The sequence below is a fragment of the Mycobacterium sp. genome (assembly GCF_004298145.1).
Classification (GTDB): Bacteria; Actinomycetota; Actinomycetes; order Mycobacteriales; family Mycobacteriaceae; genus Mycobacterium.
Map to the genome: position 1 here is coordinate 13,937 of NZ_SCRH01000047.1, position 16,434 is coordinate 30,370.

Genomic DNA, 16,434 nt, shown 5'->3' on the forward strand with positions numbered 1-16,434 from the left:
ACACCGCCAAGGGGAAGATGTGACTGACCTGACTAAGCCACCGGCGACGCGGGAAACCGTCGCCGGTGTCACAAACGGCGCCGTTCGTGACGACTTCGTTCCCAAAGAGCCTTATTACCAACCGAAGTACATCGCGCTGGAAAAGGAACGGTTGTGGCCGAATGTGTGGCAAGTGGCCTGCCGTCTGGAGGAGGTCCCCAACCCGGGTGACTACGTCACCTACGAAATCGCCGACGAATCGATCATCGTGGCACGGTTGGATGCCACGACGCTCGCCGCTTATTACAACGTGTGCCAGCATCGGGGTCGTCGCCTCACCGAGGGGTGTGGCAATGCCAAGAATTTCTACTGTCGCTACCACGGGTGGCGGTGGAACCTGGACGGCACTCCGCGCGAGGTAGTCGACCGTGACGACTACAAGGGGGCGATCCAGGATCCCGAGATCACGCTGAAGACGGTCAAGGTCGACACCTGGGGTGGATTCGTCTTCGTGACGATGGAGGGTTCCCCGCAGCCGCTGCGGGAGTATTTGGCCCCAGTGCCCGAAATCTTCGACGGCTACGAGTTCGAGAAGATGCGCTACCGCTGGTACAAATCGGTGATTCTGCCCTGCAATTGGAAGATCGCGCTGGAGGCCTTCAACGAGGGTTATCACGTTCAGGCGACGCACCCGCAGTTGCTGCGGTTCACCGATGACTGGACGGTCAGCGAGGCATTCGGCAAGCATGCCATGTTCACCTACCCACCGGATAACCGTCCGCTGGGCTTCCCGTCCAGGCGCCTAGGTGGTGAGGTTCCGAAGGATCTCCGTAAGGGCTTGGTCGGTTTCATGGAGTGCATGGAGCGCGACCTGCGCGCTATCTACACCACGCGCGACGCCGAGGCGGCCAAGCGACTGCTGACTGATGTCCCCGAAGACGAGGACCCCATGGTGGTGCTCATGCAGTCGATGATCTTCCAGCGGGAAGCCGCCATCGAGGACGGTGCGGGGTGGCCGGACGGGCTGACCTTCGAAAACATCGTTCGCGCCGGCATCGACTGGCACATGTTCCCCAACCTCATCGTGCTGCCGTACATGGACGGCGCGCTGTGGTATCGGTCGCGGCCCAACGGCGACGACCCGGACTCGTGCCGCTTCGATGTCTGGTCGCTAGCGCGTTACGCCGAGGGCAAGGAGCCACCGCTGCAGCGAGAGTTCTTCTCGCACTGGGAAGAACACGACGACTGGGGCGGCATCCTGCCGCAGGACTTCCAAAACCTGCACCATGTCCAACAGGGCATGAAGTCACGAGGCTTTACCGGCTCGAGGACGAATCCGGTTCAGGAGCGGCCGATCTCGAATTTCCATCGGGTGCTGCATGAGTATCTCGAACCGACCGACGCCACGGAGGGCACACGATGAGCCAACCCGCCGCCGAGACACTTCTCGACATCTTCCGCACCGCATCACTTATTAAGCTCGTCGATGAACGGATCCGAAGTCTGTTGATGTCCGGTGAGATCGCGCTGTCGTACTACTCACCGCGAGGACAGGAGATCGTCGCAGCCGCGACTGCGGCCAGTCTGCGGCCAGAGGACTACGTCGTCACCACCTACCGCGGAATCCACGACCAGATCGCCAAGGGTGTGCCGTTGCGTCTTTTGCTGGCCGAATATTTCGGGAAAGTCACCGGTTCGTGCAAGGGCAAGGGCGGCCCCATGCATGTGACCCACCCCGAATCCGGCGTCATGCTCACCACCGGCATCGTCGGCAGCGGCTTGCCCATCGCCAATGGCTTGGCCCTGGCGGCGGTGCTGCGTGGTGAGCAGCGGGTCGTCGTCACTAACTTCGGCGACGGCGCGAGCAACATCGGCGCATTCCATGAGGCGCTCAATCTCGCGTCGCTCTGGAAGTTACCAGTGATCTTCCTGTGCCAGAACAATGAGTACGCCGAACACACGTCTTACGCGAACGGCACCAGCTGCGCCAACGTCGCAGATCGTGCGGTCGCTTACGGCATACCTGGCGTGACCGTCGACGGCAACGACCCGGCGGCAATGTATGAGGCAGCCGCTGACGCGATTTGGTCGGCGCGCGCAGGGAATGGCCCGACACTGTTGGAGGCCAAGACCTTCCGATTCATGGGTCACTTCTTTGGTGACGACGGGAGCTACATCGACGAGCAGATCATGGCGGATCGAATGGCCAAGGACCCCGTTCCTGCACTGCGTCAACGACTCATCGCCGACGGTCACGCCGACGAGACGGCATTGACCGCCATCGAGGACGCGGCGCGTCAGCAGCTCGATGATGCGCTCGAATTCGCGAGGAATAGTGAATACCCGGATGTCTCCGAGCTTGGCCACGACGTCTATGCAGAGGAAGTACTGGTATGACAACACAATCCATCACGTTCGCCCAAGCGTCGAACCTGGCGCTCGACGAAGCGTTGTCTACCGATGATTCGGTGTTCCTGCTCGGCGAGGACATCGCCGACTGCGAGGGCGGCGGTGTCGCCAAGGTGACAGCCGGCCTGTCCACCAAACACGGTGTCCACCGAGTTCGCAGCACCCCGATCAGTGAGCAGGCGATCGCCGGCGCGGCCGTCGGAGCCGCTATCGCCGGAATGCGACCCGTCGCCGAGATCATGCTGGCTAACTTTCTCTCCGTGGCGATGGACCAGATTGTCAACCACGCGGCAAAGATTCGCTTCATGTCCGGAGGCCAGACCGGCGTCCCGCTGACCATTCGCTCCATGAGCGGGGCAGGCATGAGTTCGGGTGGCCAACACTCAGACATGCCCGAAGCCTGGTTCGCCCACGTGCCGGGTCTGAAGGTGGTCACGGGCTCGACGCCGGCTGAGGTCAAGGGTCTCCTGCTGTCCTGCATCTTCGACGACGACCCATGCATTTTTATCGAGACGATGCCGACGTACTGGGACAAAGGGCCGGCTCCGGAACCGGGATTGCGAATCCCATTGGGCAAAGCCAACGTTGTGCGGGCGGGATCTGATGTCACCGTGATCTCCTACGGTCGGCCCGTTGCCCAGGTGCTGGCGCTCGCCGAACGCCTTGGCGGCGAAGGTATCAACATCGAAGTCGTTGACCTGCGGACAATTTCACCGCTCGATAAGCGCACAGTGCTCGAGTCGGTCGCTAAAACGGGACGCGCGGTGGTGGTGCACGAAGCCGTCGAGCAGTTCGGGGTGGGGGCGACAGTGTCGGCGCTTATCGCCGAGGAACTGCACGGCACGCTTCGCGCACCCGTCGCGCGGGTCGGTTCGCGTAACTGCCCGGTCCCGTTCAGCCGGCCACTCGAGCAAGCGTTCATGTATGACGATGAGCGCATCGAAGCGGCGATTCGGAAGGTGATGTGATGCCGCTGGTTTACCGCATCAAGATCCCGAAGCTGGGTATGGCGGTTGATGAGGCGACGCTGTCGCAGTGGTTGGTCGCCGATGGTGATCGCGTTGAGACCGACACCCCGATCTACGTGGCGGCCACGGACAAGGTCGAGCAGGAGATTACCTCTCCTGTGGCAGGCACGATTCGGCTCATCGGCGAGATCGACCAGACCTACCCGGTCGGTACGCTCGTCGCCGAGATCACGGCGGACTGATGGCTGGCGACCGCCAGGATTGGGACGTCGTTACGGACTGCGTCATGGTCGGCAGCGGCGGCGGCTCGATGTGCGCTGCACTTGCCGCCGATGCGGCCGGCCTGCAGACGTTGGTGCTCGAAAAGGCCGACGTGATGGGCGGATCTACCGCCATGTCCGGCGGAATACTCTGGCTCCCAGACAACCCCGTCTCCAGGCGAACCGGTGTTCAGGACAGCAGGGCCGACGCTCTTCGTTACTTCGCCAACCTGGTCGGGCACGACTTGCCCTCAACCTCGGAGGCGCGTGTCGCGGCCTTCCTTGATGCCGTGGACCCAATGGTGGAGTTCCTTGAGGCACAGGGTATCCCGTTTCGGCACTGCGAAGGCTATTCGGACTACAACGACGAATTGCCCGGGGGTAAGGCCCGTGGTCGCTCCATCGAGACCGAGCTGTTCGACACCACCCAGCTGGGGCCCTGGCAGCGGCGGCTGCGGGTTAGTGACACGTTGCCGGCGATCCCGATGTTTACCAGTGAAGTCGCCCCTGTCGTACTCGGAGGCCGTACCCTGCGGTCGGCTTGGACCGCCGTCAAGGTAGGCGCCCGAATGGCCGGGGCGGCGACGCGGCGCCGCACGGTTTATGGGTCCGGGGTCGCTCTGCAGGGTTGGATGCTGTTGGCCGCGTTACGTGCCGACATCCCGGTCTGGACGTCCACGCCAGTGCAAGAGCTGATCACCGATGACGGTGGACGCGTGGTCGGCGTAACCGCCACACGTCACGGCAAGTTGGTGCGCATCCGCGCTAACCACGGGGTCCTGATCAACGTGGGCGGGTTCTCCCATAACGAGGCGATGCGCGGCAAGTACGGGCGTCAACCCGCATCGACGAAGTGGACGGTCGCCAACCCGGGCGACACCGGCGAGATCATCGAGGACGCGATGCGCCTGGGCGCGGCAACGGGGCTCATGGACGAAGCTTGGTGGATTCCCAGCTCGGTCCAACCGGACGGATCGCCTCTTTACGCCGTTTACGAGCGGTCCAAACCGCACGCGATCATGGTCGACAGCTCCGGACAGCGCTACACCAACGAAGCCGCTTCCTACATGGCTGTCGGGCAGGCGATGTACGAACGCAATAAGGACGTTCCCGCAGTGCCGAGCTGGTGGGTGATGGACAGTAACAACCGGCGTCGGTACATGTGGGGTTTGTTCCCTGGCGGCTTCACGCCACGAAAATGGCTGTCAAGCGGCTATATCCGGAAGGCCGACACGCTCGAAGGGCTTGCGGTGCAGTGCGGGATCGACCCAACGGGGCTGAGCCAGACCGTCGAGCGGTTCAACAGCTTCGCTGTCGACGGGAAAGATCCTGACTTTCACAAGGGCGAACGCGCCTACGACCGCTACTACGGTGACCCACGGACGAAACCCAATCCTTGTGTCGCACCGGTGAGCAAGCCGCCTTTCTACGCCGTCGCACTCTACCCCGGCGATGTCGGCACCAGCGGCGGCCTATTGACCGACGAGCATGCCCGGGTCATCGATCGAGACGGCCAAGTCATAGGTGGGCTTTATGCGACCGGCAACTGCACCGCGTCCGTCATGGGGCGCACGTATCCCGGTGCGGGTGCGAGCATCGGCGCCTCCTTTGCGTTCGGTTGGATTGCCGCTCAACACATTTTGAATGCCCGACAACCTGGCGATCACCGCAAGGAGGCGGTCGGCCAATCCTAGCGGTTGGCATCCCTGTCGGCGTGAGGTCAAGTGTTATCACACTGCTGCTGCGCTGGGCTGTTGCCCGCTCCGCGTACGACGAACGCCGCGATTTCATCGGTCAGTCGCTCGCCGACCCCAAAGAACTCCGGCCCGAGTTGGGCCGCGCCGACAACCATGGCGATCGCAAAGCGCACGGACAGCTGGGGATCCATCACCGGCTGGATGCCCCGCTCGGCGTGGTGGCGGCCGACCTGCATGACCAGCGCGTCGAGTTGCTCGTGGATGAGCAACCGCGCGTCGGCGCCCGGATGATTGTCGGGGTGGGAAGGGCGTGTGGCGCTGATGAAGCTCATGAGGTCGAGGTGGTCGCGACACAGCTGAAATAGCCCGCTGACGTAGCTGTGCGCCAGTCGCTCCGGTTGGCGCGCGGCGGTCGACAACAATGTCCAGTCGGATATGTATTGCTGGACGAACTCCACGAACGGCTTGAGTACAGCCTCCTGAAATATCGCGTTCTTGGAGCCGAAATGACGGAACAGCATCGACTCCGAGACGCCGGCTTCGATGCTGATCTCACGAGTGCTGGTCGCGTCGAAGCCTTTGCGGTGAAATAGCTTTCGCGCAGCACCCAGCATCAGGCCTCGGACCTGCGCGCTGGATCTACGCGATCGGGTGTCTGGCATTTATCTGCTCGTTCCTAAGCGAGTGTTGCTCGCTTGACGTTAAATCATTTAACCGTTAATGTGGCCGGAACCACAAGAATTTAGCGGAGAATCCTTGGGTGAACCAGGTCAGCAGTTGACACAGCGGCGGTCCCCGGACGCTGCCAATGTGCGGCTCGCCCGGATCTCCGGCCGTTGCCATAGGAGAGTCGCCGACGCGGCGATGAGCGCATGCCGCAGGTCGTAGCGAGGAGAAGCGTGATGCAAATCATCGATCCACTGGGGTGCGTCGCCCACCGCATCCCAGTCGACGTGTTGCGTATACAGGCGGAGACCATCGGCGATCGCCCCTATCTGATCGACGACGACGGCGAGCTGAGCTTTGGGCAGGTCGACGACCTTGCCAGTCGCCACGCGGCGGGGTACTCCGACCTGGGCGTGGGCAAGGGCGACACCGTGGCGATCCTGATGGAAAACTCCACCGCGCTGGCGGCCACGACCTTCGGTATCAACAGGCTCGGAGCCGTCTGGTCCCCGGTGTCCACCGAATATCGGGGCGAGTGGCTGCGCGAACTGCTGACCGCGATCGGTTCAAGGGTGCTGGTAGTCGATGAGCACCTACTGCCCGAGGTTGCTCGATGCGGTGAACTGCCGTTCGAGCACATTGTGGTCCACGGTTCTACCACCGATTGGGTCGACTCCGGCGACTTCGCAGATGCGGCGATATCCGAATTGAATGACTTTGCCAGTTGCCAGCCCCACAAGTCGCGTATCAAGCTGCACCACGGTGAGACGAGCGCGGTGCTATGGACTTCGGGCACCACCGGGCGATCCAAAGGTGTCATGCAGCCGCATGCGGTGTGGACGCTGTGGCCGCAACGTCATAACACCGTATACCGCGACGGGGTCCTTGACGGGGAATCCTTCTACTACTGCATGCCGATGTACAACTCGGGCGCCTGGATCATGAGCGTGTATCCGGCATTGATCACCGGTAACCGTTCGGCGCTGGACAAGCGGTTCTCGGTGTCGAACTTCTGGGATCGGCTCCGCCACTTCGACGCCAACCACACGATGACTCTGGGCACCATGCAGGTCTATTTGTTTGGTCAGCCTGAGCGCGACGACGACGCCGACAACCCGCTTCGCACCCTGGTCATGAATCCGGTGATCCCGCAGATCTTGCGCCCGTTTATGTCGCGTTTCGGAATCCAAAGAGTCGGAAGCGGTTTCGGGCAGAGCGAGGTCATGGGCGCGACGTTTTATTCCTCGGATTACGACTTGAAGGTCGGTTCATCGGGCTACACGCTCGACGACGACCTGGTCGAGACGAAGCTGCTCGATGACAATGACGAGGAGGTCGGCACCGACGGGGTGGGGGAGATCTGCGTGCGGCCGCGGGTGCCGTACTCGATATTCACCGGCTACCTGGGTCAGCCCGAGGAAACGCTGCGCACATTTCGCAATATGTGGCACCACAGCGGCGATCTGGGCCGTCGCGACGCCGACGGCGAGATCTTCTTTGTCGACCGTAAGAAAGACTCGCTGCGCCATAAGGGCCGCAACACATCAACGTTCGAAGTCGAGCACATAGCGCGCCAATTCCCTGGGGTGGCCAATGCCGCGGCGGTGGGTGTCACCGTGCCGGAACTCGAGCACGAAGAGGAGCTCATGGTGGTATTGCTGCGCGAGCCGGGCACCGACGTTGATCCGTTGGAGTTCTGCAAGTTCATGGACGACAAAGCGCCGTATTTCTTTGTTCCGCGCTTCGTCGAGGTGGTCGACGAGTTTCCGACGACGCCGACGAACAAAATTCAGAAGTTTCTATTGCGCGACAAAGGCGTCGGGTCTGCTACCTGGGACAGGACTGTCCAGTCCACCGATTGGCAGCCGACCAAGCCCCCCAAGAAACCGGCAGCCACCGGAACGGTGTAGTGGCTACCTGTCGGACTTGCCTATGGGAGGCGTGGAAGTGGAGGCGGATAAATGACTTTGGTGATGCCGGCGCCTGTCGAGGAGCTGCCGACCCCGGCTTTGTTGATCGGCGACCGTCGAATTACCGAAGGCAGCGGGGGCACCTTCGAACACGTTTATGCCGCGACGGGTCAACCGACGGCGCAGGTGCAACTAGCCGGGGAGGCGGACATCGACATGGCGGTCGCGGCAGCCCGTGCTGCCCTTGCCGGCTGGCGGGCCACCCCGGCCGATCAGCGCCGCACCGCGTTGGCCGCCATGAGCAGATTGATCGCCGAGAACATCGAGCGGCTTTCGCGGCTGAACACGCTCGACAACGGCACCGCGCTGAACATTGCCAAGGCTCAGAACTACATGGCGGTCGACCTGTTCGCTTACAACGCGGGATGGGCCGACAAGGGCGGCGGACAGGTGCACGAGACGTGGCCCATTCCGGCGCTCGACTACAGCCTCGACGAGCCGTACGGCGTGGTCGGCATCATCATCCCCTGGAACGGCCCCATCACCGCGATCGGGCAAACCGTTGCCCCCGCCTTGGCGGCCGGCAATTGCGTCGTCGTCAAACCCCCTGAACTGGCGCCATTTTCGGCGTTGGAGATGGGCCGATTGTTTGCCGAAGCGGGCTTCCCACCGGGGGTGGTCAATATCGTGCCGGGCGGCCCAGCGGCCGGCGAGGCGCTGGTGCGTCACCACGGAGTGGACAAGGTCCACTTCACGGGCAGCGGTGCGACCGCCCGGAAAATCATCCACAGTGCTGCCGACACGCTCAAGCCGTTGGGGCTCGAGCTCGGTGGCAAATCTGCGGTGCTGGTCTTCGACGACGCCGACCTCCCTGCCGCCGTGCAGACCGCGTCGGGGGCGATCACGCTCAACCTGGCCGGGCAGGGCTGCATCTGTGGGACGCGAGTCATCGTGCACCGCAATATATACGACCATTTTGTCGAGGAGCTTGCCGCCGGCGTGCAAGCGATTCCGGTCGGCGATCCGATGGATTCCGCCACGCTGATGGGCCCTGTGGTCAGCCGTGCCGCGTGTGAACGGATCATCGGCGTCATCGACGACGCAAGGGTGCACAAGTATGGCCGGCTCGTCACCGGGGGCACTCGGCTCGGCGAGGACCTCGCCGACGGATTTTTCATAGCCCCAACGATTTTCGTTGATGTTGACAACTCCTCGCCGCTGGCCCGCGACGAGATCTTCGGGCCGGTGCAGACGGTGATGCCGTTCGATACCGAAGAGGAGGCGTTGGCCCTGGCCAATGACACGAATTATGGGTTGGCCGCATATGTCCATACCGAGAATCTGCGTCGCGCCCACCGTCTCAGCAACGCACTTGAGAGCGGAATGGTCTGGGTCAATGGGGGATTCGGGATTCCGTCGTCGGTCCCGTTCGGGGGAGTCAAGCAGAGCGGATACGGCCGCATCGGAGGCCGGCGGGGCATCGAGGAGTTCACCAGACCGAAAAACGTCTGGATAGCACAATAGATCGGCCGCGAAAGGATCGTTCGATGGGACGTGTGCAAGACAAGGTGGCGTTCATTACCGGGGTGGCGCGGGGCCAGGGCCGCTCGCATGCGGTGCGTCTGGCCGAAGAGGGCGCCGACATCGTCGGCATCGATCTACTGGAGCACGAACCTTTCGCCCCCTACCCGATGGCCACTCAGAACGATATGGACGAGACGATGGCCCTGGTCGAGAAGACCGGTCGGCGCATGCTTGGCATCAAGGCCGACGTGCGCGACCGGGCTGCGCTCGTCGGCGCCGTCGCAGCCGGTGTCGCCGAATTCGGCCGACTGGACATTGTGGCCGCCAATGCGGGTATCTCCCCGACCGGCGGGATGACGTGGGAGGTTCCCGCCGAGGAGTGGGAAGCCGTCATCGACATCAATCTCACCGGTGTGTTCAATACCGTGGCCGCGACCGTGCCCGCCGTGCTGGCGGCCGGCAACGGTGGGTCGATCATCTTGACGAGTTCGGGTGCGGGCCTCAAGTACGTGCCGAACCTGGTGCACTACAACTCCGCGAAGGCGGCGGTCGTCGCGATCGGTAAGACGTTGTCCAATGAGCTTGCCGCCCAACAGATCCGCGTGAATGTGATCGCCCCGGGCACTGTGAACACGGCGCTGATCAGTGAGAACAAGGCGATGTTCAAGCTTTTTCGCCCCGACCTCGAAGAGCCGACGATCGAGGACGCCGAACCGGTCTTCACGATGATGATGCCGATGGGCAAACCGTGGGTGGAGCCGAACGACATTTCCAACGCGGTGCTTTACCTGGCCAGCGACGAATCGCGTTACGTCACAGGCATCGTGCTGCCCGTCGACATGGGCACGCTGAACCGGCCTTGACCGTATCGTCCGTGCCGGCGAAGTCGGCCCGTTTGAGGAATAACTTGTGATGACAGAGAACGCCTCGACGCCGAGCACCGGCATCGACGTGGGCGTGTACTTTGATCTGCGAAATCCGCACCAGTGGCGGCAAAACCCCTCTCGGTTATACGGTCTCACCCTGGAGGTGTGCGAGGAAGCCGAACGACTCGGCGCGTCATCGTTGTGGTTTTCCGAGCACCACTTGTTCGACGACGACTACCTGCCCAGCCCGCTGACCTTCGCCGCGGCCGTCGCCACGCGCACATCGCGAGTCCGATTGGGCACGGCGATCGTTATCGCCCCGCTGCATCACCCGGCCGAGATCGCGGAACAGAGTGTGATGGTTGACCTTTTGTCCGATGGTCGATTGGATCTGGGCTTGGGAGCCGGATACCGCATACCCGAATTCGACCTCTACGACGCACCGATCAAGACGCGGTACCGCGACACCGACGCCGCCGCACGTGCATTGCGCAAGCTGTGGGCTCCGGGTGGAGTGCGACCCGGTCCGGTGCAGGCCGATATCCCGATCTGGATGGGGTATCAGGGGCCCAAGAGCGCCCGGCGCGCAGGGCTTCTCGGTGAGGGCTTGCTATCCGCCGATGCAGCGTTGTGGGAACCGTACTCTTAGGGGCTGGCCGAAGGCGGTCATGCGCTGCAACGTGGTCGCATGGCCGGCGGTATTCAGGCCTGGGCCAGCGAAGACCCGGATCAGGACTGGCCGGTCGTGTCCAGACACCTTCAACACCAATTGGATTCCTACCGCGCCCATATGGTGGAAGGTACCAATCAGCCGAGGCCCAAAGCGGTCGACCTCGACCGGCTCGTCAACGTCGATCGGCCTGGACCGCTGGGATCCTTTCACTATGGCACGCCGGAGTTCGTCGCTGAAGAAATCCGCCGCACCAGCGAGGGGGCGCCGGTCGAGACCGTCTTTCTCTGGGCGTCGATCGGTGGCATGCCCGATGATCTGGTCGCTCGCAACGTGGAAACCATTTGCACCAAGCTGGCTCCGCTGCTCTCGTCTTCGAGCCGGACGGCGGCCCGGTAGGAACACCCAAAGGAGCATCAATGCTGTCGACCGACCACGGTCAGCTAGCGTACGTCGACACCGACAGCGCGAACTTCACGAGCGACCCGGTCGGCGCGCTGCGAGATGCCGGCGTGACACACGGTATCGCCCGGGGTCCGCATGGTGTCGAAGTCTTCGGGTACACGAAGGTACGTGAGCTGCTCGCCGACAAGCGGCTGCGTCCGCCCAGCGCCGAGTACTACCAGGGTCGCGGTGCCACCGAGCCGGTGTTGGAGTTCATTCGCGACGGATTGTTGTTGATGATGGATTCGGCGCGCCACGAGAAGATCCGCCGGGTGATGGTCAAGGGGTTCAAACCGCAGACCATCGAGGCTAGTAGACCGATGATGGCTGCCTTTGCCGGGGAACTTCTCGACCGCTTGGCGCAACGCGGGCGCATGGAATTTGTCGCCGACTTCTCGCACCGCTATTCGATCGGCGTGATCGCGCGCTACATCGGCGTTGCGGCACAGGACATTCCGGTCTTCGAACACGCGACAGTGGAGTTACGGGTGCTCGCCGAAAACCCGATGACCCCGCACGTGCACAAGCTTGAACGTGCGCTGGCGGACTTGCGCGTTTATACCGAATGGCTCGTCGAGGCCAGACGGCGTGACCCGCAGATGGATTTGATCAGTGACCTTGTCGAAGCCCAGCGCAGCGAGGACGGCATGACCGAGACCGAGCTCGTCTGGGCCGTCGCCAATGTATTGCTGGCGGGCCATGACACCACCCGATACCAGCTGGCGTCATGTGTGCGAGCACTTTTGGAGGCTGACGCATGGGAAGACGTAGCGCGGGATCCCGAGTTGATTCCGCCGGCCGTAGACGAGGGTATGCGGCTGTGGCCGGTCACGGGGCGGGTGGTGCGGTTGACCACGGAGCCACTTGACATCAATGGTGAACACTTCGGGCCTGCCGCGCCAGTGGTATTGAGTTTTCACGCTGCTGGGCGTGACCCGGAGATGTACGACCACCCCAACGCTATGGACTTGCATAGAGAAGCCCGGTGGGACATCGGTTTCGGGCGCGGCCCTCATCACTGTCTGGGACATGCGGTCGCCCGTGTCGAGATGTCCGAAGCACTCAAGGTTCTCACCCAGCGGCTGACCGATGTTCACTTTGACGGAGAGGTGAGCATGCCCCCTGGGACAGCGGCATTCATGCGTGGCCCGGAGCAGATGCCGCTGAGATTCCGGTGGCGCTGAGGAACCGGCTAGACCTCTTGCTCTTGGGTCGCTGCGCCCCTGTTACCGAGCAGTGGGCGATCATAGGAGATATCGGCACGGGTGCGCTCACTGGGACCGGTCGAATTCATCAGCTCGACGAACTCCTGCGGGAACTCGATCTCGCCTAAAGACGTGGTTTGTTCGTTGAGACAGACCCGGCGCACGATTCCCCATCTCCCGTCGCGCTTTTCGAATCTGTCGATGTACCGTCCGAACGACAGCGTCGGGGGTCCGATGCGATTGTCTCCCCAGAACATGTAGTAAGTCTCGCCGTGCGCCACGTCGCCGTCGAGCTCGAGCACGGTGTTGGTGAGGATGTGGTGGTGCTGACGCTGGTTTTCGCCGTGATAGCCGATCGCCCAGTCGCAGAACTCCGCCGGGCCGGCGGTCGCCACCCCATGCTCGTCAACGGCATCCGGGTGGTAGGCAGACTGCATCAGCTCTTTGTCCGCACGATCGACGCCGCGCGTGTAACGCAGCAGGCAGTCATGGATGTCTTGCCGGTCCTTCGCCTCTTTCAGGAAGGCGACGAGATCGGGTGTCAGCGTGGTCTCCACAGTGCGGACCTCCCTATTACTCAACACATTCGGCTATACAGTGCACACTGTACAACGGTGATCCTCAACCATCGAGCTTTTGACGTCGGTTACGCAAGCCGCCGGCGTATCGCAGGCACACCCACGTCAGTGCGTCGTTTCCTCCGCTGACCAGAACACCGAGGGAACTCCCTCGATCTCAGCTCTCATGCCGAGAATCCCGACTGGCTGCTGACGTTTGATCAGATCGTTCGCGAAGGCTTCTGCGACCGCATCCTCGGTCCACTGGTCTTGGGTTAAAACTGGCAAGAGGACACACGGATGGGTCATGAGCGCAAGCTGGGGGCCCTCGATCCGGACGGTCTGCCCAGTCACTGCCGACGCGGCGTCCGACAGGAGATAAACGACGACCGGCGCGTTGGCTTCCGGTTCGGGCTGTGTCCCCGGGTATTGCGGCAATTCGTGTTTGTTCAGATATTCGGCCACGATGGCCGACATCCGCGTTCTGGCTTGCGGTGAGACGGCGTTGACGCGCACCCCGGTGCCCTGCAGCTCCTCGGACCACGCATAGGTCACAGAGGCGACGGCGCCCTTGGTGGCTCCGTAGAGGCTCATGAGCGGGATCCCCGCGTGGGCGCCTGAGGTGATATTGACGATGGACCCGCCGCCCTGGGCGCGCATCCGGCGGGCCGCGGCCGAACCGCACAGTAGGGTTCCGATCACGTTGGTTTCCACCAGCAGCCGCAGTTCAGCATCGTTCAATTCGTCGACAGTGCCCATCCGAAAAATGCCGGCGTTGTTGACCAGTCCGTCGATGCGACCGAACTCCTCAACACGGCGCTGCACCATCCGATCGCAATCGTCGGGCGACCGCACGTCACCCGGTTCGGCTACCGCTGCGCCGCCGATCTGCTTGATGGAAGTCACTGTGTCCGTTGCGATGTCACCGTCGATGTCGTTGACGACGACGGTGGCCCCATTGCGCGCGCAGGCCAGCGCGTAGGCCGCTCCCAGGCCTCGCCCGGCGCCGGTGATGAGGACCGTCTTGCCGGACAGCATTGCCATGTCTTCGCCTTCCGTCGCACTGCCTAGCCGCAGCTGACGATTGTCGGTAGACCGTCGTCCTGACGAGAGCGCTCGAACAGCTGCTCGGCGAGCTCGGCCTCCAGCAGTGCGTAGGAGCCGCACAGGGAATCGAGTTGCATTCCGCGGCGGACATAGCGGTGCAGCTCGTGTTCGGCGGTCACGCCGATCGCGCCACAGACCTGTAGCGCCACGTCGGCAACCGCCCGATGTGCTCGCCCCGCGGCGGCTTTCGCCGCCTGCGCCGACACGGTTCCACCGAATCGCCACGACTCGTTCAGCAGCGCGCGGGCGCCTTCCAGCTCGGCGAACGCTTGGGCCAACGCGTGCCGGGGCGACTGAAAGGACCCGATCTGAGCGCCGAATTGGGTTCTGGCGGTGACGTGTTCGATAGCGAGCCGCAGCGCCTCGTCGCCGAGGGCGATCAGTTCGGTCGCCAGGGCACGGCGGGCCGCCCCGAGGGCATTGGTCCAGTGCGCCGAACCCTCGGTCACGGTAGGCGGAATTGGCCCGGTGACCGACGTCCAGTGCACGGATGGATCAAACGTGTCGAGACGACGGCAATCCAACTCATCGGCGTTGAGCACGGCCAGCGACACGTTGCCCGCGTTGGGAATTGCCACCGCCAGGCGACCTCGGGGGGTGCCCGCAACCATTCCGCGGACTTGGCCGGCGTCGGACTCGTCGCCGTCGAGTGCGGGCAGCACGACGCCGTCGACGGCACCCAGCACGGGTGTGATCTCGGCAAGAATCACCCGGTCGAGGCAGTCGGTGGTGGTCAGGTAGCGGCCTTGCGCGCGAAACAGCAATTCGCAAGCGGCAATCGGATACTCCGTCTCAATATCGGACCAGCCCAACTCGGCCAAACGCTCACCGATCGCGACGTGTTCCTCACGCTGCCCGAGCTCGGCGAAGAGCCGAAAAACGGCTTCCTCGACCAGCGTCCATTCGGAACCGGTGGTATCGACCGACGGGTTCATCAGCGCCTCTCCTTCGGAAGTCCGAGCAGGTGGTCGGCGATGATGCCGCGCTGGATCTCGGCGGTGCCGCCCATGATGGTGGACGCCCGCGTGTACCACCATTCGGCCCGAACGGCGTTGAGCCGTTCGGGATCGCCGTCCGTGCCGGCGATGAACCAGTTCCGGCGCAAGTCCAGGATGAGGTCGTTGACCGCTTTCTCGGCGTGCGAGGCCAGCAGTTTATCGACGCTGCTGCCCGGTCCGACCAGCGTCCCGCTCGCTAATTTGCGGACGGTGGCCGCGCAGCGCGCCTGCGCGCTGAGCACTGCTAGGTAGACGCGGGTGAATCGAACGCGTTGCTCCGCGGTCGAACCGCGACTCGTCATGTCCGCGCGTAGCTTGCCCAGAGCCACAAGAGCTTTGGTCAGCGATGCGTAGCTGTAGGTGCCCCGCTCGTACTGCATCAGATGCATGGCGACACCCCAGCCGCCGTCGACATCGCCGACCACCCGATCGCGTGGCACCCGCACGCCGTCGAAGAACACCTCCGCGAGTTCGCGGCGGCCGCTCGCGAGCGAGATTGGTCGCACCGTGACACCGGGGCTGTCGGAGTCCACGAGGAAGGTGGTCAAGCCGCGATGGCGGCTCTCGGGGGTGCCGGTGCGGGCCAACACGAGGAATCTGGTGGCAGTCGGGCCCTGGCTCGTCCAGATCTTTTGGCCGTTCAGAACAAAGCCCTCCGGCCCGTCATCGCTGGCGCGGGTGCGCAGGGTGGCCAAGTCGCTGCCCGATTCGGGCTCGGAGAATCCTTGTCCCCACCACTCTTGGCCCCGCAGATATCTCGGCAGATACTGGCTGGCGATTTGCGGTGAGTACTTCAACAGGACGGGACCCAACACCTCCAGTGTCCAGTGCTGGGCCGGAGCGGGAAGCAGGGCGCGGGCCAGCTCTTCGTAGTACACCGCGCGGTGGAGAGCGGTTCCGCCCAGGCCGCCGGCCTCGGTAGGCCACCCGTAGCGCGACCAGCCGTTCTCGTAAAGTCGGCCGAGAATCGCTGCATCATGGGCAATCTCGTCTTCGACCGTGCTGAATGCGGCTGACCGCCATTGCGTGATCCAGTCGGTGTCACGTAGGAAGGCGCGCAAGCCGTCTCGGTAGTGGGCGACATGCGCGACGTAGTCGGTGCATTGATCGTGAATGGCGCTTGCCGAAGTTGTCACGGGATACCTCCCACATATCAGTGACCCAATAAAGCGTT

Annotated in this window: 16 protein-coding genes; 11 read left to right on the forward strand and 5 right to left on the reverse strand. The window is 63.2% G+C overall.

Annotation, left to right across the window (positions count from 1 at the left end):
- Positions 1-19: 19 nt before the first annotated feature.
- Genes EPN51_RS19815 through EPN51_RS19835 form a run of 5 tightly spaced genes read left to right on the forward strand, consistent with a single transcriptional unit; the run spans position 20 to position 5,310 of the window.
- Positions 20-1,402 (forward strand): SRPBCC family protein, encoded by a 1,383-nt coding sequence (locus EPN51_RS19815; RefSeq protein WP_293045827.1) that lies wholly within the window; start codon positions 20-22, stop codon positions 1,400-1,402.
- A complete protein-coding gene (locus tag EPN51_RS19820; RefSeq protein ID WP_293045830.1) occupies positions 1,399-2,376 on the forward strand; it encodes a thiamine pyrophosphate-dependent dehydrogenase E1 component subunit alpha in 978 nt (325 codons plus the stop codon). Before EPN51_RS19815 ends, EPN51_RS19820 begins: the two co-directional genes overlap by 4 nt.
- A complete protein-coding gene (locus EPN51_RS19825) occupies positions 2,373-3,356 on the forward strand; it encodes a transketolase C-terminal domain-containing protein (protein WP_293045833.1) in 984 nt (327 codons plus the stop codon). Before EPN51_RS19820 ends, EPN51_RS19825 begins: the two co-directional genes overlap by 4 nt.
- Entirely contained in the window at positions 3,356-3,598 is a 243-nt protein-coding gene (locus tag EPN51_RS19830) for a lipoyl domain-containing protein (RefSeq protein WP_293045836.1), read from the forward strand. The genes EPN51_RS19825 and EPN51_RS19830 overlap by 1 nt, the downstream gene beginning before the upstream one ends.
- On the forward strand, positions 3,598-5,310 hold the full coding sequence (locus tag EPN51_RS19835) for an FAD-binding protein (RefSeq protein WP_293045839.1): 1,713 nt from the start codon (positions 3,598-3,600) through the stop codon (positions 5,308-5,310). The genes EPN51_RS19830 and EPN51_RS19835 overlap by 1 nt, the downstream gene beginning before the upstream one ends.
- A 26-nt stretch (positions 5,311-5,336) precedes the next feature.
- On the opposite strand, the gene EPN51_RS19840 is transcribed toward EPN51_RS19835, so the two are convergent.
- A complete protein-coding gene (locus EPN51_RS19840) occupies positions 5,337-5,975 on the reverse strand; it encodes a TetR/AcrR family transcriptional regulator (RefSeq protein WP_293045842.1) in 639 nt (212 codons plus the stop codon).
- A 240-nt stretch (positions 5,976-6,215) separates the two neighbouring features.
- Here EPN51_RS19840 and EPN51_RS19845 point away from each other — a divergent pair, with 240 nt between their 5' ends.
- Genes EPN51_RS19845 through EPN51_RS19870 form a run of 6 tightly spaced genes read left to right on the forward strand, consistent with a single transcriptional unit; the run spans position 6,216 to position 12,577 of the window.
- A complete protein-coding gene (locus EPN51_RS19845; RefSeq protein ID WP_293045845.1) occupies positions 6,216-7,889 on the forward strand; it encodes an AMP-binding protein in 1,674 nt (557 codons plus the stop codon).
- A gap of 51 nt (positions 7,890-7,940) precedes the next feature.
- Positions 7,941-9,413 carry an aldehyde dehydrogenase family protein gene (locus EPN51_RS19850; RefSeq protein WP_293045847.1) on the forward strand — a complete coding sequence of 491 codons (1,473 nt, stop codon included), beginning with the start codon at positions 7,941-7,943 and terminating at the stop codon, positions 9,411-9,413.
- 23 nt (positions 9,414-9,436) lie between these two features.
- Positions 9,437-10,276 (forward strand): mycofactocin-coupled SDR family oxidoreductase, encoded by an 840-nt coding sequence (locus tag EPN51_RS19855; protein ID WP_293045849.1) that lies wholly within the window; start codon positions 9,437-9,439, stop codon positions 10,274-10,276.
- 49 nt (positions 10,277-10,325) lie between these two features.
- Positions 10,326-10,928: an LLM class flavin-dependent oxidoreductase gene (locus EPN51_RS19860; RefSeq protein ID WP_293045852.1), complete on the forward strand. Its 603-nt coding sequence runs from the start codon at positions 10,326-10,328 to the stop codon at positions 10,926-10,928.
- Between the two features lie 39 nt (positions 10,929-10,967).
- The gene (locus EPN51_RS19865; protein WP_293045855.1) at positions 10,968-11,348 is read left to right on the forward strand and encodes a hypothetical protein; all 381 of its coding nucleotides are present in this window, start codon (positions 10,968-10,970) and stop codon (positions 11,346-11,348) included.
- Positions 11,349-11,368: 20 nt separating this feature from the next.
- Entirely contained in the window at positions 11,369-12,577 is a 1,209-nt protein-coding gene (locus EPN51_RS19870) for a cytochrome P450 (RefSeq protein WP_293045858.1), read from the forward strand.
- Between the two features lie 8 nt (positions 12,578-12,585).
- On the opposite strand, the gene EPN51_RS19875 is transcribed toward EPN51_RS19870, so the two are convergent.
- From EPN51_RS19875 to EPN51_RS19890, 4 genes are all read right to left on the reverse strand, one after another.
- Positions 12,586-13,155 (reverse strand): nuclear transport factor 2 family protein, encoded by a 570-nt coding sequence (locus tag EPN51_RS19875; protein ID WP_293045861.1) that lies wholly within the window; start codon positions 13,153-13,155, stop codon positions 12,586-12,588.
- Between the two features lie 126 nt (positions 13,156-13,281).
- A complete protein-coding gene (locus EPN51_RS19880; RefSeq protein ID WP_293045864.1) occupies positions 13,282-14,199 on the reverse strand; it encodes an SDR family oxidoreductase in 918 nt (305 codons plus the stop codon).
- 23 nt (positions 14,200-14,222) lie between these two features.
- Positions 14,223-15,197 (reverse strand): acyl-CoA dehydrogenase family protein, encoded by a 975-nt coding sequence (locus tag EPN51_RS19885; RefSeq protein ID WP_293045866.1) that lies wholly within the window; start codon positions 15,195-15,197, stop codon positions 14,223-14,225.
- On the reverse strand, positions 15,197-16,396 hold the full coding sequence (locus EPN51_RS19890; protein ID WP_293045868.1) for an acyl-CoA dehydrogenase family protein: 1,200 nt from the start codon (positions 16,394-16,396) through the stop codon (positions 15,197-15,199). Before EPN51_RS19890 ends, EPN51_RS19885 begins: the two co-directional genes overlap by 1 nt.
- Between the last annotated feature and the right edge of the window lie 38 nt (positions 16,397-16,434).